Source organism: Bordetella ansorpii, from assembly GCF_900078315.1.
In the GTDB taxonomy this organism is placed as follows: domain Bacteria; phylum Pseudomonadota; class Gammaproteobacteria; order Burkholderiales; family Burkholderiaceae_B; genus Bordetella; species Bordetella ansorpii.
This window is the reverse complement of record NZ_FKBS01000006.1, coordinates 155779-173505: the sequence shown is the minus strand read 5'-3', so window position 1 is coordinate 173505 and position 17727 is coordinate 155779. Positions and strand designations below refer to the sequence as shown.

General features: G+C 68.4%; 16 protein-coding genes. 6 read left to right on the top strand and 10 right to left on the bottom strand.

Annotated elements, in window-relative coordinates:
• Window positions 1–24 precede the first annotated feature (24 nt).
• The 4 genes from A7W11_RS01875 to A7W11_RS01860 form a co-directional block, all read right to left on the bottom strand.
• Window positions 25–525 carry a nucleoside 2-deoxyribosyltransferase gene (locus A7W11_RS01875; RefSeq protein ID WP_066406958.1) on the bottom strand — a complete coding sequence of 167 codons (501 nt, stop codon included), beginning with the start codon at window positions 523–525 and terminating at the stop codon, window positions 25–27.
• A gap of 4 nt (window positions 526–529) precedes the next feature.
• Window positions 530–1159 carry a flavin reductase family protein gene (locus tag A7W11_RS01870; protein ID WP_082887031.1) on the bottom strand — a complete coding sequence of 210 codons (630 nt, stop codon included), beginning with the start codon at window positions 1157–1159 and terminating at the stop codon, window positions 530–532.
• The gene (gene panE / locus A7W11_RS01865) at window positions 1156–2085 is read right to left on the bottom strand and encodes a 2-dehydropantoate 2-reductase (protein WP_066406955.1); all 930 of its coding nucleotides are present in this window, start codon (window positions 2083–2085) and stop codon (window positions 1156–1158) included. Before panE ends, A7W11_RS01870 begins: the two co-directional genes overlap by 4 nt.
• A 122-nt stretch (window positions 2086–2207) precedes the next feature.
• Complete coding sequence (locus tag A7W11_RS01860; protein WP_066406952.1) at window positions 2208–3155, bottom strand: VTT domain-containing protein; 948 nt, start codon at window positions 3153–3155, stop codon at window positions 2208–2210.
• 311 nt (window positions 3156–3466) lie between these two features.
• Between A7W11_RS01860 and A7W11_RS01855 the strand changes: the two genes are divergently transcribed.
• The 5 genes from A7W11_RS01855 to A7W11_RS01835 are packed head-to-tail and all read left to right on the top strand — an operon-like array spanning window position 3467 to window position 9375.
• Complete coding sequence (locus A7W11_RS01855) at window positions 3467–4498, top strand: BMP family protein (RefSeq protein ID WP_066406950.1); 1032 nt, start codon at window positions 3467–3469, stop codon at window positions 4496–4498.
• Window positions 4495–6042 carry an ABC transporter ATP-binding protein gene (locus A7W11_RS01850; protein WP_066406944.1) on the top strand — a complete coding sequence of 516 codons (1548 nt, stop codon included), beginning with the start codon at window positions 4495–4497 and terminating at the stop codon, window positions 6040–6042. The genes A7W11_RS01855 and A7W11_RS01850 overlap by 4 nt, the downstream gene beginning before the upstream one ends.
• Window positions 6042–7112, top strand: coding sequence for an ABC transporter permease (locus A7W11_RS01845; RefSeq protein WP_082887043.1), 1071 nt, complete (start codon window positions 6042–6044; stop codon window positions 7110–7112). The genes A7W11_RS01850 and A7W11_RS01845 overlap by 1 nt, the downstream gene beginning before the upstream one ends.
• A gap of 10 nt (window positions 7113–7122) precedes the next feature.
• The gene (locus A7W11_RS01840; protein ID WP_066406936.1) at window positions 7123–8073 is read left to right on the top strand and encodes an ABC transporter permease; all 951 of its coding nucleotides are present in this window, start codon (window positions 7123–7125) and stop codon (window positions 8071–8073) included.
• 18 nt (window positions 8074–8091) lie between these two features.
• Window positions 8092–9375: an amidohydrolase family protein gene (locus A7W11_RS01835; RefSeq protein WP_066406935.1), complete on the top strand. Its 1284-nt coding sequence runs from the start codon at window positions 8092–8094 to the stop codon at window positions 9373–9375.
• Between the two features lie 133 nt (window positions 9376–9508).
• Here A7W11_RS01835 and A7W11_RS01830 read toward each other — a convergent pair whose 3' ends face one another.
• Window positions 9509–10423, bottom strand: coding sequence for a LysR family transcriptional regulator (locus A7W11_RS01830; RefSeq protein ID WP_066406926.1), 915 nt, complete (start codon window positions 10421–10423; stop codon window positions 9509–9511).
• Between the two features lie 220 nt (window positions 10424–10643).
• Here A7W11_RS01830 and A7W11_RS01825 point away from each other — a divergent pair, with 220 nt between their 5' ends.
• On the top strand, window positions 10644–11576 hold the full coding sequence (locus A7W11_RS01825) for a dihydrodipicolinate synthase family protein (RefSeq protein ID WP_066406924.1): 933 nt from the start codon (window positions 10644–10646) through the stop codon (window positions 11574–11576).
• 301 nt (window positions 11577–11877) lie between these two features.
• On the opposite strand, the gene A7W11_RS01820 is transcribed toward A7W11_RS01825, so the two are convergent.
• From A7W11_RS01820 to A7W11_RS01800, 5 genes are all read right to left on the bottom strand, one after another.
• A complete protein-coding gene (locus A7W11_RS01820; protein ID WP_066406920.1) occupies window positions 11878–13425 on the bottom strand; it encodes a UxaA family hydrolase in 1548 nt (515 codons plus the stop codon).
• Window positions 13426–13478: 53 nt separating this feature from the next.
• Window positions 13479–14486, bottom strand: a complete 1008-nt coding sequence (locus A7W11_RS01815) for a Bug family tripartite tricarboxylate transporter substrate binding protein (protein ID WP_066406919.1) — start codon at window positions 14484–14486, stop codon at window positions 13479–13481.
• Window positions 14487–14727: 241 nt separating this feature from the next.
• Window positions 14728–15087, bottom strand: coding sequence for a RidA family protein (locus A7W11_RS01810; RefSeq protein WP_066406918.1), 360 nt, complete (start codon window positions 15085–15087; stop codon window positions 14728–14730).
• Between the two features lie 28 nt (window positions 15088–15115).
• Window positions 15116–16258, bottom strand: coding sequence for an NAD(P)/FAD-dependent oxidoreductase (locus A7W11_RS01805; RefSeq protein ID WP_066406917.1), 1143 nt, complete (start codon window positions 16256–16258; stop codon window positions 15116–15118).
• A gap of 1 nt (window position 16259) precedes the next feature.
• On the bottom strand, window positions 16260–17699 hold the full coding sequence (locus tag A7W11_RS01800; RefSeq protein WP_066407367.1) for an FAD/NAD(P)-dependent oxidoreductase: 1440 nt from the start codon (window positions 17697–17699) through the stop codon (window positions 16260–16262).
• Window positions 17700–17727 lie beyond the last annotated feature (28 nt).

Here is a 17727-nt window from a genome sequence, read left to right as displayed (position 1 = left end):
GTCGTACAAGCCGGGCGCCGGCAACTAGCGCGGCCGGGCCATCTCACGCAGGCATTGCGCCGCGTCGCCCACCACGATGCGGGCGCTGCACGCCAGCATCAGGTTCATGTTCAGGCCGAAGTCCTCGACCGTATAACCCTGCGCGTCCACCGTACGCGCCGGATCGGCGGGGTCGGCGCCCACGCCCACCTGCTCGAGCAGCGGCTCGGCCTGATCGGTATAGCCCCACACCGGCTTGCCCAGCGCCACGGCATAACCCACCTCGAACGCCGTGCCGGAATCGGGTTCGGCGCCGCGGAACGGAGCCAGGTTGGCCATCACTACGTCGGCCTGGCGGATCAGCGCCGTGTTCTGGCGATAGATCCACTCGGCCAGCGCACGGCCGGTCATGCCCGCGGGCGCGGCGTTGTCCAGGGGAAACAGGCCTTCGTGGCCATGCTGGCGGCACAGCGCCTTCAGGCGTTCGCCATGCGCCACGGCATCGGCCAGGAACACGTCGAAGCCGGCCAGATAGATACGCGTCATGGCATTACTCCTTGCTGCCGGGCACGACGAAGCCCGGACCGGTTTCGAAGAACGATCCGCCCGCCACGTAATGCAGCGAGCGGCGTTCGGGGCTGGGGAAATGCCAGCGGTTGCCCGAGAAGGCGGCCGGATCGGCCCAGGCGGCGACCACTTCACCGATGAACAGGTCGTAGCGCTGCTCGTTGTGCGGCTCGGGGATCACCTTGCACTCGAGGCAGGCCAGGCTGCCCTGCACCAGCGGCGCGCCGACGCGGCTGGCGGGCCGGGCCACCAGGCCCGCGGCCTGGAACTTGTCCTGGGCGGCCTGGGCGGAATGCGAGCCCACGTACATCACGGCGTCGGCCTGCTCGCGCGCCGGCACGCACAGCGTGAATTCGCCCGAGGCCTCGATCAGCCCGCGCGTGTGGGTACTTTTGTCGACCACCACCAGCATCTTGGGTGGATCGAAATCCAGCGGCATGGCCCAGGCGGCGGCCATCACGTTCTGCTCGCCGGCATGCGCACTGGTCACCAGCACAGTGGGACCGTGGTTCAGCAGCAGGTACGAACGCGGCAGGTCGACCGGCGCGAAGCCGCTGGGCGGCAATCCGCTGGGCGGCACGGCCTCGCCTTCGGGACAGCCTGCCGGACTCATTGCGCGGCGGCGCGGCGCGCCTGGTAGACCTGCAGGTGGATGTTGGCCACGCGCAGGTAGGGCACATCCACGCCCGCCACGTCGGCGCGGCGGACCATGTCGCCGACCAGGTGATCGGCCTCGACCCGGCCGCCCTGGCTCAGGTCGCGGAACATCGAGGCGGTCAGCGACGACGTCGGGTCGGTCTGCGACTTCAGCGCGGCCGCATCGGCCTCAGGGCGCACGGGATGGCCGTTGGCGGCCGACACCGACTGGCTTTCGCGCAGCAGGGCGCGCATGAAGGCCTCGCCGCCGTCGGACGACACGATCTGGCCGATCGTGCCGCGCATCAGGCAGGTCGCGGCGGCCAGCGTGGTCAGGCCGACGTACTTCTCCCAGATGTCCTGGTAGATGTCGTCGCTGAGACGGTGCGTGTAGTTGACGCCGGCCAGTGCCTGCTCGATGGCCACGCAGCGTGCGCTGCGCGCTTCGCCCGCGCGTTCGCCGTAGACCAGGTTGGCATGTTTGCCCATGTGCACGACCTCGCCTTCGGGCCCCATGGTGGCCACGATCTGGCACAGGCCGCCCAGCACGCGATGCGCGCCGAACGCCGCATCCAGCGTCTCGTACTGGCGCATGCCGTTCAGGATGGGCAGCACGACGGTATTCTCGCCCACGGCGGGACGGATCGCCTCGATGGCGCTGTCCAGGTCGTAGGCCTTGCAACTGAGCATCACCACGTCGTAGGGGCCACCCACGTCGCCAGCCACGGCCAGTTGCGGGGTCAGCGTGGCGTCGCCCAGCGGGCTCTTGATGCGCAGGCCGTCGCGGCGCAGTTTCCCGGCCCGCGCCTCGCGCACCAGGAAGGTCACGTCCACGCCGGCTTGCGCCGCGCGTCCGCCGAAGTATCCACCGGTGCCGCCGGCGCCCAAGACCAACATCCGCATTGCATTCTCCGAGATGACGCGGCCGCCTCTGTCGGGCCGCGCCCGCCATTATGCGCCGTCGGGCCGGTCATCCTGAAGCGGCTTCGCCTGGTCGGGGAGTCGGAGGGCGAACATCATGCCGGTCATGCGCCGTAAGCCGCGGGCGCCATCTCGGGGTGAGCCCGGGCCGCGCGTTCCCAGGCCTCGTAGCCGCCGGTCAACGCCCAGATGTGCGTGAAACCCGCGGCATGCAGCCGCGCGGCCAGGCGGGCGGCCGATATCTCGTTGGGACACGAGCAATAGACCACGATCTGGTCGGGCACTTCATCCAGGGGCAGGTCGGCCAGACGGACGTTGGTGTCGGCCAGCAGCGAGCCGGGAATGCGCGGCATCGCATCCGACAGGCCGGGCCGCACGTCGATGACCACGGGCGTGCGGCCTTCGGCTTGCCAACGCAGCAGTTCGTCGGCCGACAGGCGCGGCACGCGCTTGAGCGTTCGCACCAGCACCAGCCGCCGCAAGGCGCGCATGGCCACGTACAACGCCAGCGCCAGGCCGATCAACAGCAGGCCGTACAGGCCATAGCGGTCCAGCACATCCAGGATGTCGTTGACCACCTCGTGAAACAGCGCGCCGGCCGCCACGCCCAGGCCCGCCCAGATCATCGAACCGGCCAGGTCGTAGGCCAGGAAACGCCGATAGGGCGTGCCGGTGAGCCCGGCCATGATGGTGGACAGCGCCCCCGCGCCCGGCAGGAACTTCGCCACCAGCAGCGAACGCACGCCCACCCGCAGATACAGCTTCTGCGAGGTACGGATGCATGAATCCTGCGACAGCGACACCTTGCACGCCAGGCCCAGCAGGCGGCCGCCATAGCGCTGGCCCGCCAGGTACCACGCGCTGTCGGCCAGCACGCAGGCCAGCGTTGCCAGCAGCCACGCCGCGATCCAGCCGCTCACGCCCTTGGCCAGCGCGCCGGCGGCCACCAGCATGGGAAAGGCGGGAATGGGCAGGCCGGCCTGCTCGGCCAGCACGTTGAAGAAAACCAGCCAGCCGCCGTATTGCTGCAGCAGGGTTTGGATGTCTGGCATGCGTGGGAAAAGGACGTTTGGAACAGGCCTGCATTTTAGGCCTCGCCGCCTCGCACGGAACATAAGCCCTTGGTATGGGAACGGGTACGGCATGCGCGTCATGCACCGGCACAGGCACCTTATTGGTGCGTTTCCGCCTGACGATGGGGCGCCGACAGGCGTATCATTCTCCGCCGCGGTGCGCCCGGCCCCGCATCGCGGCATTCCCCGCGGGCAGGCGGCGCACCGCCGATGGCATGCAACTTGCTTTTCATCGGAACGGGCCACGCGCCCGCTTTCCCATTGAACGTCCCACCTCGGAGCCCCCTTCCATGACTTCCCGGTTCTCCTCTTCCGTGTCCGGATCCGCCCGCCGCGCCCTGCTCAAACTGAGTCTGGCCGCCGGTCTCGCCCTGACGGCATCCGCCGTGCACGCGCAGGCGGCGCCGGCCAAAGTGAAGGTGGCCGCGGTCTACACCGTGCCGGTCGAGCAGCAATGGGTGTCGCGTATCCACAAGGCGCTGAACGCGGCCAAGGAACGCGGCGAGATCGACTACGCCTTCTCCGAGAACGTCAGCAATGCCGACTACGAGCGCGTGGTGCGCCAGTACGCCGAGCAGGGCAACAAGTTCATCGTGGGCGAAGCCTTCGCCGTCGAGTCGGCCGCGCGCAAGGTCGCCAAGGATTACCCGGGCACGGCCTTCCTGATGGGCTCGTCGGGCAAGCCGCAGGCGCCCAACTTCTCGGTGTTCGACAACTACATCCAGGAACCGGCGTATCTCACCGGCATGATCGCCGGCGGCATGACCAAGTCGCATCGCATCGGCCTGGTGGGCGGCTATCCCATCCCCGAGGTCAACCGCCTGATGCAGGCCTTCATGGCCGGCGCCAAGGAAATCGATCCGCAGGTCGAGTTCACTGTCAGTTTCATCGGTTCGTGGTTCGATCCCCCGAAGGCCAAGGAAGCCGCCTTCGCCATGATCGACAAGGGCGCCGACGTGCTGTACGCCGAGCGCTTCGGCGTGTCGGACGCCGCGAAGGAACGCGGCAAGCTGGCCATCGGCAACGTGGTCAACACGCAGCAGCAGTATCCCGAAACCGTGGTGGCCTCGGCCCTGTGGAACATGGAACCCACCATCGCCCAGGCGCTCTCCCAGGTGAAGGCCGGTACGTTCAAGGCCGAAGACTACGGCCAGTACTCGCTGATGAAGTTCAAGGGCTCCGAACTGGCGCCGCTGGGCACGTTCGAAGGCAAGGTGCCCGCTGACCTGATGGCCAAGGTGGCCGCCAGGCAGAAGGCCATCCTGGACGGCAGCTTCACGGTCAAGGTCGTGGACAGCGAACCCAAGTCGACCGCCAAATGACGCAGCCGTCCGCCGCGCTGCGCCTGACGGGCATCACCAAGCGCTTCGGCAGCCTGACCGCCAACGACGACGTGTCGTTGACGCTGGCGCCGGGCCAGGTGCTGGCCCTGCTGGGCGAGAACGGCGCGGGCAAATCCACGCTGGTTTCCATCCTGTTCGGCCATTACGTCGCCGACGCGGGCAGCATCGAGGTGTTCGGCCAGCCTTTGCCGCCGGGCCGGCCCGACGCGGCGCTGGCCGCGGGCGTCGGCATGGTGCACCAGCACTTCACGCTGGCCGACAACATGACGGTGCTGGACAACGTGATGGTCGGCACCGAGTCGCTGTGGCGCATGGCCTCGGCACGGCGCCAGGCGCGCGCCCGGCTGGCCGAGCTGGGCGCGCGCTTCGGCCTGTCGGTGTCGCCGGATGCGCGCGTCGGCACGCTGTCGGTGGGCGAGAAGCAGCGCGTCGAGATCCTGAAGGCCCTGTATCGCGGCGCGCGCGTGCTCATCCTGGATGAACCCACCGCCGTGCTCACGCCGCAGGAATCGCAGGCGCTGTTCGCCACGCTGCGCGAGCTCGTGGCGCAAGGCCTGGCCGTCATCTTCATCTCGCACAAGCTGGACGAAGTAATGGCCGTGTCGCAGCGCGTGGCCGTGCTGCGCCAGGGCAGGCTGGTGGCCGAACGCGATACCGCCGATACCAATGCTGCCGAACTGGCCGAGCTGATGGTGGGCCGCAAGGTCGTGCTGCCGCGCGCCGAGGCCGCCACGCCGTCGCAACAGGCCGCCCCCGTGATCACGCTGTCGCAGGCCGGCGTGCGCGAATCGCGCGATGCCGTGCCGCTGCTGCATCCGCTGGACCTGACCATCCACGCGCACGAGATCGTCGCGGTGGCGGGCGTGGCCGGCAACGGCCAGCAGGCGCTGGTGTCGCTGCTGACCGGCTTGCGCCAGCCGTCCGAAGGCACCATCCGGCTGGGCGCGGAGCACGCGCTGGCGCCGTCCTCGCCAGCAGGCTGGACGGTCGCGGGCGTGGGCCGCATCCCCGAAGACCGCCACCATGAAGGCGTGATCGGCGACAACCCCGTGTGGGAGAACGCCATCGTCGAAGACCTGCACGATCCGCGCTACGCCCGCTGGGGCCTGGTGCGCGCACGCGCCGGCCGCGCGCATGCGCAGGCCCTGGCCAGGCGCTTCGACGTGCGCGCCGCCTCGCTGGACGTGCGCACGCGCAGCCTGTCGGGCGGCAACATGCAGAAGCTGGTGCTGGGCCGCGCGCTGCTGCGCGAGCCGCGCTTCATCGTCGCCGACCAGCCCACCTGGGGCCTGGACATCGGCGCGGTCGCCTACGTGCGCGAGCAATTGCTGGCGGCCCGCACGCGCGGCGCCGGCATCCTGCTGGTCTCCGAAGACCTGGAAGAGATATTCGCGCTGGCCGACCGCATCGCGGTGCTGTGCGGCGGCAAGCTGGTGGACGTACGCCCCACATCGCAATGGACGCCGGCCACGGTCGGCTTGGCCATGACGGGCACGCCCCCGAAGGAAAACACCCTGCAATGATGAAGTGGACCCTGGAACGCCGCGCCGACCCGAGCCGGCTGGCGCTGGCCATGGCGCCCCTGGCCGCCGTGGCCTGCACCCTGCTGGTGGGCATGCTGCTGGTCGCCTGGGCCGGCGCGCCCGTCGGCCAGACCTATACCCTGCTGTTCGACGGCGCCTTCGGCTCGCGCTTCGCGCTGTCCGAGACCCTGACGCGCGCCACGCCGCTGATGCTGACCGGCCTGGCCTGCGCCGTGGCCTTTCGTGCGCGGCTGTTCAACATCGGCGCCGAAGGCCAACTGTACATGGGCGCGCTGGCAGCCGTGGCGGTGGGCGGCATGCATGGCGGCGCCGCCTTCGACCTGCCCACGCCCGTGCTGTTCGCCGGCATGATGGCCGCGGCCGCACTGGCCGGCGCCCTCCTGCTGCTGATTCCCGCGCTGCTGAAATCGCGCTTCGGCGTCGACGAGGTGGTGACCACGCTGCTGGGCAACTTCATCGTGCTGCTGTTCGTGTCGATGATGCTGGACGGCCCCATGAAAGATCCCATGGCGATGGGCTGGCCGCAATCGGTCGCGCTGGACGGCAGCCTGGAGCTGGGCAAGCTGATCGAACGCACGCGCGCCCATACCGGCCTGTTGTGGGCCATCGGCCTGGCCGTGGGCCTGTGGCTGGTCAACCGCTACACCGTGTTCGGTTTCCAGATGCGTTCGGTGGGCGCCAACGCGCACGCCTCGCGCTTCCTGGGCCTGCCGGTGCAACGCGTGATGCTGTGCACCGCCATGCTGTCGGGCGCGCTGGCCGGCCTGGCCGGCGCCATCGAAGTCGCGGGCCGCACCAGTTACGTCACGCTGGATATGTCGCCGGGCTACGGCTACACGGGCGTGGTGGTGGCCATGCTGGCGGGCCTGCATCCCATCGGCGTGGTGGCGGCCAGCATCTTCGTGGCCGGCATGCTGGTGGGCGCGGACAGCATGAGCCGCGCCGTCGCCGTGCCCAACTACATCGCCGACGTCATCGTCGCCGTCGCGCTGCTGGCCATGCTGGTGGCGACGCTGTTCGCGCAGTACCGCGTGCGCCGCGTACGCTGAGGAAACCAAGATGGAATGGATAGACCTGCTGGGCTCCGCGGCATTCTGGGTGGCCGTGCTGCGGCTGGCCACGCCGCTGATCCTGGGCACGCTGGGCGTGCTGCTGTGCGAACGCGCCGGCGTGCTGAACCTGGGTATCGAAGGCATCATGGTGGCGGGCGCCTTCAGCGGCTGGCTGGTGGTGTACCTGGGCGCGCCGCTGTACGTGGGCCTGCTGGCCGCCGCCGCCGCGGGCGCCGTGTTCGGCCTGCTGCACGCGGGCCTGACCGTGGGCCTCGGCCTGTCGCAACACGTATCGGGGCTGGGCGTCACCATGCTGGCCACCAGCCTGAGCTACTTCGCCTATCGCGTCACGTTTCCCAGCGTGAACACGCCGCCCACCATCCAGCCGTTCGCCGAGATGAAGTTCCTGGCGGACATCCCGCTGATCGGCCCCACGCTGGCCGGCCAGACGCCGATGACGCTGCTTGCGCTGGCCGCCGTGCCGCTGGTGGCGTGGGTGCTGAACCGCACGCCGCTGGGCCTGGCCATCCGCATGGTGGGCGAGAACCCCGCCGCCGCCGAGGGCCAGGGCCTGTCGGTGACCAAACTGCGCACCGGCGCCATCGTGGCGGGATCCGCGCTGATGGGCCTGGCCGGCAGCTTCCTGACGCTGGCCGCCTTCAACGCCTTCTTCTTCAACATGGTCAACGGCCGCGGCTGGATCTGCGTGGCGCTGGTGGTGTTCGCCTCGTGGCGGCCCGGCAAGGCGCTGCTGGGCGCGCTGGTGTTCGCCTTCTTCGACGCGCTGCAGTTGCGCCTGCAACAGGGCGCCACCTCGCTACCGGGCCTGCCCGAACTGCCGTATCAGGTGTACCTGATGCTGCCGTATATTCTTTCCATCCTCGCCCTGGTGGTGATGGCGCGCCGCGCCGCCTACCCGCAGGCGCTGATGAAGCCCTATCGCAAGGGCGAACGCTGATCTTCGAGGTGCCGTTTCATGTTTGACCTGCTCATTACCCGTTGCATGCTTCCAGATGGGCGCGGCCCCGTGGATGTCGGCGTCGTCGATGGCCGCATCGCCGCCATCGAGCCTGCCTTGCAAGGCCCTGCTGGCCAGACCGTCGATGCCGCCGGCCAGTTGCTGTCGCAGCCCTTCGTCGATGCGCACTTCCACATGGACTCGACGCTGTCGTACGGCATGCCGCGCGTCAACCAGTCTGGCACGCTGCTCGAAGGCATCGCGCTGTGGGGCGAACTGAAGCCGCTGCTGACCCAGGACGCCCTGGTGGAGCGCGCACTGGCCTACTGCGACTGGGCCGTGGGCCGTGGCCTCTTGGCCATCCGCTCGCACGTGGACGTGTGCGATCCGCGCCTGCTGGCCACCGAAGCGCTGCTGCACGTGCGCGAACGCGTGAAGCCCTATCTCGACCTGCAATTGGTGGCCTTCCCGCAGGACGGCGTACTGCGTTCGCCGGGCGCGCTGGAGAACCTGAAGCGCGCGCTGGACATGGGCGTGGACGTGGTGGGCGGCATCCCGCATTTCGAGCGCACCATGGCCGATGGCGCCGAGTCCGTGCGCATCCTGTGCGAACTGGCCGCCGAACGCGGCCTGCGCGTGGACATGCACTGCGACGAAACCGACGACCCCATGTCGCGCCACATCGAGTCGCTGGCCTGTCAGGCGCAGCGCCTGGGGCTGCAAGGCCGCGTCACCGGCTCGCACCTGACGTCCATGCACTCGATGGACAACTACTACGTGTCCAAGCTGATCCCGCTGATCCGCGAGGCAGGCGTCGCCGCCATCGCCAATCCGCTGATCAACATCACCATCCAGGGCCGCCACGACACCTATCCCAAGCGCCGCGGCATGACGCGCGTGCCCGAGCTGCTGGCGGCCGGCGTGCCAGTGGCGTTCGGCCACGATTGCGTGATGGATCCCTGGTACAGCCTGGGCTCGGGCGACATGCTGGAAGTCGCGCACATGGGCCTGCACGTGGCGCAGATGACGGGCCGCGATGCCATGCACGCCTGTTTCCAGGCCGTGACCTCGACGCCCGCAGCCATCCTGGGCCTGGATGAAACGGGCCTGGAAGTGGGCAAGCGCGCCGACATGGTGCTGCTGCAGGCCAGTGATCCGGTCGAGGCGGTGCGCCTGGGCGCAACGCGTTTGAAGGTATGGCGTGGCGGCAAGCTGATTGCTGAAACGCCACCGGCCACGGCGACGCTGCATCTGGAAGGACGGCCGGGGCAGGTCGATTATCGGATGGGACGGCCGGGATAGGGACAATCTGCATGGGCGCGGCCATGGCACGCGCCTGATACATGCGGACCACCAGAAAATCCTCGAGAAACGCTCACGAGACTCGAGAAATTTTCAGATTTCCTGGTTTTCGGGGCATTTACTCGAAAAAGACTCACGCCAGGGCACCGTTGCCATGCCCCGGCGCATGCGCCCCCGCATCGCTCATCGCCCCCTCGGTCGCTTCCACGAAGGCCTCCGACAACGTCGCATGCGGCGTCTGCGTGGCCCAGATCACGCCCATGCGGCGCACCGGCGCCGTATCGGGAAGCGGCACGCGCGCGATGCCGATGCTGTCCAGCCAGTCCGGCGCCCAATCGGGCACCAGCGACACGCCCAGGCCTTCGCGCACCATGCTGGCGATCGCCATCAAACCGTCGATCTCCAGGCGCTCATGCGGCCGGATGCCGTGCTGGCGCAGGTAGCGATCGGCCATGCGCCCGCCCCAGGCCGCGCGGTCGTAGCGGATGAAAGGCTGCTCGGCCATCAACCGGTGCGCATCGCGCGTGGCCACATCGGGATGCGCCAGCACCACCAACGGCTCTTCGGCAATCGTGCGCCAGCCATACCCCTTGGGCAGCGCAAACTGCGGCTGCACGATGAAGGCCACGTCGACATGCCCGCCGATGGTGCGGTGATACAGATGGCTGGACGTGCCGGGCTCGACGTACACGCTCAAGGAAGGATAGCGGCGATAAAGCCGCGTGAGCACGGGCGGCATCACGCCCGTCAACGCCGACACCGACACGCCCACGCGCAACTCGCCCAGCGGCGCGTCGTCGCTGGCGCTGGCCCGCAGGTCGCGCACGTCGCGCAGCACCAGGCGCGCGCGTTCCAGCATGCGCAGGCCGGCTTCGGTAGGCTTGACGTGACGCCCGGCGCGACGCAGCAGCGGCGTGCCCAGGTCCTGCTCCAGCGCACGCACGCGCGCGGCAATGGCGGCCGGCGTCAAGTCCAGCCGCCGCGCGGCCTCGGCCAGCGAGCCCGCTTCGACCACCGATACGAAACTCTGCAGGAACTGCGTGTCCACGGATGTCCTCCTCCTGGTGCGCGGGCCGGCAGGATACGCCGACATGGCACGCATCCATGGCCGACACATCTGTCCGGCATTCTCGCCGCAGCGCAGCGAGACACCAATAATTCTATGTTTTGAAAGCTGTACAAACAGCTTTTCGCGCAAGCACATATGGTGCCAGAATCGAAGTCTGCACCGGCCCCACGCCGCCGTCATTGTCATGGAGACTGTCGCAATGCCCAATTCCGCAGGTCTTTCCGGCGTATTCTCGCCGGTCCTCACCCCGTTCGACGCCCAGGGCCGTCCCAGCACCGAGCGCTTCGTCAAGCATTGCCGCTGGCTGCGCGGGCAGGACGTGGGCCTGGCGGTGTTCGGCACCAACTCCGAAGCCAATTCGCTCACCGTAGCCGAAAAGCAGAAGCTGCTGGCCGCGCTGCTCGAAGCGGGCGTCGAACCCTCGGCACTGATGCCCGGCACCGGCGCCTGCGCGCTGCCCGACGCCATCGAACTCACCCGCACCGCGGTGCAGGCCGGTTGCGCCGGCGTGCTGGTGCTGCCGCCGTTCTACTACAAGGGCGTCAGCGACGAAGGCCTGTTCCGCTACTTCGCGGGCCTGATCGAAGGCGTGGCCGACGAGCGCCTGCGCATCTTCCTGTATCACATCCCCCCGGTTGCTCAAGTGCCCATCAGCCTGGACCTGATCGACCGCCTGCTCGACCGCTATCCCGGCATCGTGGCCGGCGTGAAAGACAGCTCGGGCGACTGGGCCAACACCTCGGCCATGCTCGAGCGCCACGCCCCGCGCGGCTTCCAGGTGTTCGCGGGCAGCGAAGTGTTCCTGCTGCGCACGCTGCGCGGCGGCGGCGCGGGTTGCATCACCGCCACCGGCAACGTCAATCCCGGCCCCATCGTGGAACTGTTCAAGCACTGGCAGGACGCCGATGCCGACGAGCGCCAGGCCGGCCTGGACACCACGCGCGCCATCTTCCAGCGCTACCCCATGATCCCCGCCATGAAGGCCGCCATCGCGTGGCAATCGGGCGACGCCGATTGGCGCCATGTGCGTGCGCCGCTGGTCGAACTGGAAAAGAGCCAGGCGGACGCCCTGTGCGCCGAGCTGGAGAAATCGGGCTTCAGCATGCCCAACGCGAAGTCGCTGGCAGCGTAACTACCGCGTGGCAACAACAAGAAGCCCGATCCGGCATCCACGCTGGATCGGGCTTTTGCCATCTCAGGCAAGACTCCATTCGGGCCTAACCTTTGATTGGATTACACGCGCGCCCAACCGGTGCACCAACCTATTTAACGATGCCAAGAAGCAGGTCGGCATTGCCGTCGAATTGCGCAACTGCAAGCCGCAGGCGTACCGGAGAAGTCGCGCACGCAGCGCGAAAGCGCGAGTACGAGACTACGCAGGTACGACTGTGGCGTCGGAAGAACACAGAACGCCGCACGCCCTCGAGCCGCCATCAGCTGGTCACCCCGATATTCCAAGGCACGAACTCATGATCCCCCAAGCCCAGCTCTTCGCTGCGCGTCGTCCCGCCTGACGCCACCCGCAGGATCTCCTCGAACACCTGCTGCCCCATCTCCGCCATGGTCGCGGTGCCATCCAGCACCTGCCCGCAGTTCACGTCCATGTCCTCGGTCAGCCGTTCGTACATCGGCGTGTTGGTCGCCAGCTTGATCGACGGCACGGGCTTCGCGCCGAACATCGACCCGCGTCCCGTGGTGAAGCAGATGATATTCGCCCCGCCCGCGATCTGCCCCGTGGCCGACACGGGATCGAACCCCGGCGTATCCATGAACACGAACCCCGGCTGGCGCACCGGCTCGGCGTAGCGGTACACCTCCATCAGTCCCGTGGTGCCGCCCTTCATCGACGATCCCAGCGACTTCTCGAAAATGTTCGCCAGGCCGCCCATCTGGTTGCCCGGACTGACCTTGCCGTTGATCTGCACGTCGCGTCCCGGCGAGTACTCGTCCTTCCACCAGCGGATGCGGCTGACCAGTTTCTCACCCACTTCACGGCTTTGCGCGCGCGAGGTCAGCGTGTGTTCCACGCCATAGATTTCCGGCGTTTCCGACAGGATGGCCGTCCCGCCATGGCGCACCAGGATATCCATCGCCGCCCCCAACGCGGGGTTCGCGGTGATCGACGAAAACCCATCCGATCCGCCGCATTGCAGGCCGATCTTCAGATGCCGCGCGGACACCGTCTCGCGCCGCACGTCGTTGGCGGCCGGCAGCAATTCACGCACCGCCGCCACCCCCGCCTCGATGGTCTTGCGGGTGCCGCCGCTTTCCTGCATCACGAACGTGCGGATGCGCTCACCGGCCTGCAGGCCCTGATCCTTCAGCAACGCATCCAGCTGGTTGCGCTCACAGCCCAGGCCCACGATCAGCACGCCCGCGAAGTTCGCATGGCAGGCATAGCCGCCGATGGTCCGGCGCAGCAGGTCCATCGGCTCGCCCGACATCTCCATGCCGCAACCCAGGCCGTGGCTCAGCGCCACCACGCCGTCCACATTGGGAAACTGCTTCATCACCTCGGGCGTGAAGGCTTCGGCGATGCGGTGCACCACCGTGGCCGAACAGTTCACCGTCGACAGGATGCCCACATAGTTGCGTGTGCCCACCTGGCCATTGGCGCGCACGATGCCCTGGAACGTAGCCTGCTCGGCCTCGGGCAGCATGGGCGTGGGCACGTAATCGCGGCCATGCGCGTAGTCGCGGTCGAACTCGCGGAATTCGGTGTTGTGCGAGTGCACGTAAGTGCCGGCCGGAATGTCGCTGGCCGCGAAGCCGATACAGACGTTGTACTTCAGGATGGGCTCGCCCTGGCGCAGATCGCGCGCGGCGATCTTGTGGCCGGCCGGCACCTGGCTGCGCGAGGTGAAGCCCTCGCTGGGCACGTCGGTGCCGATGCCCACGGGCACGCGCGCCACCACGATGTTGTCGGACGGATGCAGGCGGATGATGGGGCCGCTGGCCCGTTTTGCGGATTGATCGATCATGATGGTTACGGCCTACTCCATGCAAGAAGCCGCGCGAGGCGGCCAGGTTCAATTCATTCGGGACGGATGCCGAGGTCACGGATGGTCGACGCCCAGCGCGGCACTTCCTGCTTGATGAAAGACGAGAACTTGTCCGGATCGGTGCCCACCACGGTGAAGCCCTGCTCGGCCAGCTTGTCGCGCGTGGCGTTGTCCTGCAGCGAGGTCTGCACGGCGCCGTACAGCTTGTCGACGATGGGTTTGGGCGTGCCGGCCGGCGCGAAGATGCCGTACCAGGTCAGCACCTCGAAACCGTCGTAGCCCGACTCGGCCATGGTCGGCAGGTCGGCGGCCTTGGGATCGCGTTGCAGGCTGGTCACCGCCAGCGCGCGCAGCTGGCCCGACTTCACATAGGGCATGGCCACGGGCAGGTTGGCGAACATGAAGGGCACCTGGCCGCCCAGCACGTCGGTGATGGCGGGCGCCTCGCCCTTGTACGGCACGTGCGTCACGGGCGTCTTCAGGCGGTGCGAGTACAGCTCGCCCGCGATGTGCTGCGGGCCGCCCTGGCCCGACGAGGCATACGTGGTGCCGCCGTTGCCCGACTGGCGGATCTGCGCGTCCAGTTCGGCCACGGTCCTGGCCTGCACCAGCTTGGGATTGACCACCAGCACCAGCGGCATCGACACCATCATCGTGACCGGCGTGAAGTCCTTGGATGGGCTGAAGGGCAGTTGCGGGTACAGCGAGGGCGCCACCAGCATGGTCGATTGCGAGCCCAGGAACAGCGAGTAGCCGTCCGGCTTGGAACGCGCCACGTTGTCGGCCGCGATGGTGCCGGTGGCGCCGGGGCGGTTCTCGACCACGACCTGCTGGCCCAGCGCCTGCGAGGCGCGAGCGCCGATCAGGCGGGCCACCACGTCGGCGCCGCCGCCCGGTGCAAAACCCACCACCAGGCGCAGGGGACGTTCAGGAAAGGCGTCCTGGGCGCTCGCCTGCGTGGCGGCGCCCAGCGTGAGTGCCAGCGTACAGGAGGCGAGGGCGAGCCGGCCCAGCAGGGGCCGCAGCAGCGGGGTGAACATGGTTGTCTCCGGATTTGTAGGTATGGGTGTGCCGTCCGGACGGCATGGGCAACCCGGACGGCCAAGGCCATTCTGGCTGCGTGACTGCACCGGTACAAGTACGCTTGGGCAGGTTCAGACAATAAGTTTTTTATGTTCCCAGCATCACAAATGCGAACGCCGCCCGAATGAAGGGCGGCGTCAGGCCATCCGCCGGGGCGGCCCCGCCTTGCCCGGCAGGCGCCCAGGCGAGACGGAACGATCAGCCCGGCTTGCGCGCCGCCGTCACGATGATCTCCACCAGCAGGTCGGGCGCGGCCAGCTTGGCCTCGCACGTGGCGCGCGTGGGCATCGCATCCTTGGGCGCCCACTCGGCCCACACCGCGTTCATGCCGTCGAAGTCGCGGTCGATGTCCTTCAGCCAGATCTGCACCTGCAGCATGCGCGACTTGTCGGTGCCGGCCTGCGCCAGGTAGGTGTCGATCTTGGCCAGTGCGCCACGCGTCTGCGCCTCGATGCCGCCCTCGTCGCGGGAGGTCACGCCCGCCACATACACGGTGTCGCCGTGGATCACGATGCGGCTGAGTTTGGCGTTGGAATCCATGCGCACGATGTCATTCATGCCGTACTGCTCCTGAAAGTGAATGCGGTCACTGCGGACCGGAAAGACGACCGGTGCGCGCGAAGCGCCCGATGCTGAAAGGTTCGATAGGCAAGCTGGCCGCGCCTTGCGTCACCAGCTCGCTCAGAATTTGGCCCACGATCGGCCCCAGCTCGAAACCGTGGGCGGAAAAACCGAAGGCATGAAAGGCGTTCTCGCGGCGCAGGCTCGGCCCGATCACGGGGATCTCATCGGGCATGCAGGCCTCGATGCCGGCCCAGCCACGATTGACCACCGCGCCTTCCATGTGCGGGAACAGGTCGCATACCGTGCGCGCGCCTTCGCCCAGCGAACGGAAATCCAGCTCCGTCCATTCGCGATCGCGATCCACCCACGCGCGCCGTCCGCCACCGATCAGTACGGTGCCGTTGCTGCGCTGCTTGAACGACAGCGGGCGCCCGGTGCCGATGACGACGGGATCCAGAAAATGCGGCATGCGCAGCGTCACCAGCATCATCGGACTGATGGCCTGCAAGGGCACGGGTTCATCCCATTGCCCGGCCACGCGGTCAGCCCACGCCCCCGCGCAGTTGATCAACGTGGGCGCGGTGTAGATGCCCGCGTCGCTCGTCACGATCCATTGCGCGCCTTCGCGGCGCGTCTCGTGCACGCGCACGCCTTCCATGAAGCGCGCGCCCAGGCCGGCTGCCTTGCGGCGAAACGCCAGCGTGGTGCGATAGGGATCGGCCGCGGCGTCGCCCCGCGCGATGACGCCGCCCCGCACCGTCGGCGCGATGCGCGGAATCATGGCGCGCAGTTCGTCCGCGGTTATCCATTCCTCATGCGTGTAGCCATGCGCGTGCATGGTGCGCAGGCGCTCGCGCAACGTGGCTTCATCGGCCTCGTTCTCGGCCACGCGCACCTGGCCATGCTGCTCGAAGCCGCAATCGTCATCGACCAGATCGCCGATGCCGTACCAGCGCTCGCGCGAGGCCAACGCCAGCGGGATCTCGGCGAGATGCCGGCCCAGCGTGCGCACGCCGCCCGCATTCACGCCCGACGCATGCCGGCCGACGTAGTTCTTCTCGATGACCAGTGCGGACACGCCCGCGCGCGCCAGGTGCAGCGCGGCCGAACTGCCATGCAGCCCGCCGCCCACGACGATCACCTCGGCGCTGCGCGATGCGTCCATGTCACTTCTTCAGGCGGACCACGGCCTGCCGGGAAGCGTCGGTCTGCGGCAAGGTGGCCAGTTCGCCCAGCGTCAGCGGCTTGGTCGGAAAGCGCAGGCGGTAATAGCCCACCTCGCTGACCGGCACGCCGCGTTCGTCGGCGATCAGCTCGCTGACGGTCAGGCCGCAGAAGCGGCCCTGGCACGGCCCCATGCCGCAACGCAGGAAGGCTTTCATCTGGTTGGGACCCGAACAGCCCAGGGCCACCGTGTCGCGCACCTGCTGCGCGGTGACTTCCTCGCAGCGGCACACGATGGTGTCGCCGGTCGGACGGCGATAGGCATCCGGCGCCTTGTACAGCGTGTCGAAGAAGGCCCGGCCGCGCGTGGCGCGAGCCAGCGCCTGACGGTGCGGCACGGCCTCGCGGTCGCGCCGCGCGGCGTCGATGCGGCCCAGCGTCTTCGCGGCATTCAGGGCGGCGATACGGCCGCGATGCTCGGCGGCCAACGCGCCCGCGATGCCGGCGCCGTCACCGGCGATGCCGATGTCGGCCACCGAGGTCGCGCCCCATTCGTCCACCTTGGGCTGCCAGCAGTCCAGCGCCTCGTTCCATTCGTGCTCGGCGCCCACGGCGCGCGACAGGTTCACGTTGGGCACGACGCCCTGATGCAGCATCAGCTGCTCGGCGGGCATCTCGTGCTGGCGACCGCCCGCCGTATAGCGCACCGATTGCAGCCTGCCGTCGCCCACGGCCTGCAGATCGCGCACGTCCTTGACGATGGGCACCGCGGCCTTCACCGCGCGCATCAGTTTCAGGCCCTTGCCCAGATACGGCGAGCGCAGGAAATCCCACACGTGCGGCAGCGCCTGCCTCATTCGACCGGCGGGCGCAGTCTCCAGCAACACATCGATCTTGGCGCCGGCATTCAGGTACTGCCAGGCCACCAGGTACAGCAGCGGGCCGCAACCGGCCAGCACGGTGGGGCCACTGGTCACCAGGCCCGCCGACTTCAGCAGGATCTGCGCCGCACCGGCCGTGATCACGCCAGGCAACGTCCAGCCCGGAATGGGGAAGGGACGCTCCTGCGCGCCAGTGGCCAGCAGGATGTAGCGGGCCTCGACCATGCGGGCTTGCCCGCTTACCGAGTACGCCACCTCGAAGCCCTGGGCAGGCGCCTCGGCCGTCATACGCGAGACGGCCCACACCGTGGCGCCGGGTTCGTAGCGTGCGACGCTGGCGCGGAACGGTTCGACCAGGCTGGCGCCGTGCCAGTAGTCCTCGCCCAGGATGCGCTTGTCGGAAACAGGCGTCGTGGTGATGGCGCGGTAGATCTGGCCGCCGGGCGCGGGCTGCTCGTCCAGCAGCAGCGTGTCCACGCCCAGGTTGGCCGCCGTGGCGGCGGCCGCCATGCCGGCGGGGCCGGCGCCGATCACCAGCAACTCGCAACGAGACGGGGTCATTGTGGAGCCTTCGTGCTGCGCACTACGG

Excerpts from the sequence above, each read along its gene's own strand:
- A7W11_RS01875 (WP_066406958.1), bottom strand. The coding sequence starts at position 525 with ATGACGCGTATCTATCTGGCCGGCTTCGACGTGTTCCTGGCCGATGCC.
- A7W11_RS01870 (WP_082887031.1), bottom strand. The coding sequence starts at position 1,159 with ATGAGTCCGGCAGGCTGTCCCGAAGGCGAGGCCGTGCCGCCCAGCGGA.
- panE (WP_066406955.1), bottom strand. The coding sequence starts at position 2,085 with ATGCGGATGTTGGTCTTGGGCGCCGGCGGCACCGGTGGATACTTCGGC.
- A7W11_RS01860 (WP_066406952.1), bottom strand. The coding sequence starts at position 3,155 with ATGCCAGACATCCAAACCCTGCTGCAGCAATACGGCGGCTGGCTGGTT.
- A7W11_RS01855 (WP_066406950.1), top strand. The coding sequence starts at position 3,467 with ATGACTTCCCGGTTCTCCTCTTCCGTGTCCGGATCCGCCCGCCGCGCC.
- A7W11_RS01850 (WP_066406944.1), top strand. The coding sequence starts at position 4,495 with ATGACGCAGCCGTCCGCCGCGCTGCGCCTGACGGGCATCACCAAGCGC.
- A7W11_RS01845 (WP_082887043.1), top strand. The coding sequence starts at position 6,042 with ATGAAGTGGACCCTGGAACGCCGCGCCGACCCGAGCCGGCTGGCGCTG.
- A7W11_RS01840 (WP_066406936.1), top strand. The coding sequence starts at position 7,123 with ATGGAATGGATAGACCTGCTGGGCTCCGCGGCATTCTGGGTGGCCGTG.
- A7W11_RS01835 (WP_066406935.1), top strand. The coding sequence starts at position 8,092 with ATGTTTGACCTGCTCATTACCCGTTGCATGCTTCCAGATGGGCGCGGC.
- A7W11_RS01825 (WP_066406924.1), top strand. The coding sequence starts at position 10,644 with ATGCCCAATTCCGCAGGTCTTTCCGGCGTATTCTCGCCGGTCCTCACC.
- A7W11_RS01820 (WP_066406920.1), bottom strand. The coding sequence starts at position 13,425 with ATGATCGATCAATCCGCAAAACGGGCCAGCGGCCCCATCATCCGCCTG.
- A7W11_RS01815 (WP_066406919.1), bottom strand. The coding sequence starts at position 14,486 with ATGTTCACCCCGCTGCTGCGGCCCCTGCTGGGCCGGCTCGCCCTCGCC.
- A7W11_RS01810 (WP_066406918.1), bottom strand. The coding sequence starts at position 15,087 with ATGAATGACATCGTGCGCATGGATTCCAACGCCAAACTCAGCCGCATC.
- A7W11_RS01805 (WP_066406917.1), bottom strand. The coding sequence starts at position 16,258 with ATGGACGCATCGCGCAGCGCCGAGGTGATCGTCGTGGGCGGCGGGCTG.
- A7W11_RS01800 (WP_066407367.1), bottom strand. The coding sequence starts at position 17,699 with ATGACCCCGTCTCGTTGCGAGTTGCTGGTGATCGGCGCCGGCCCCGCC.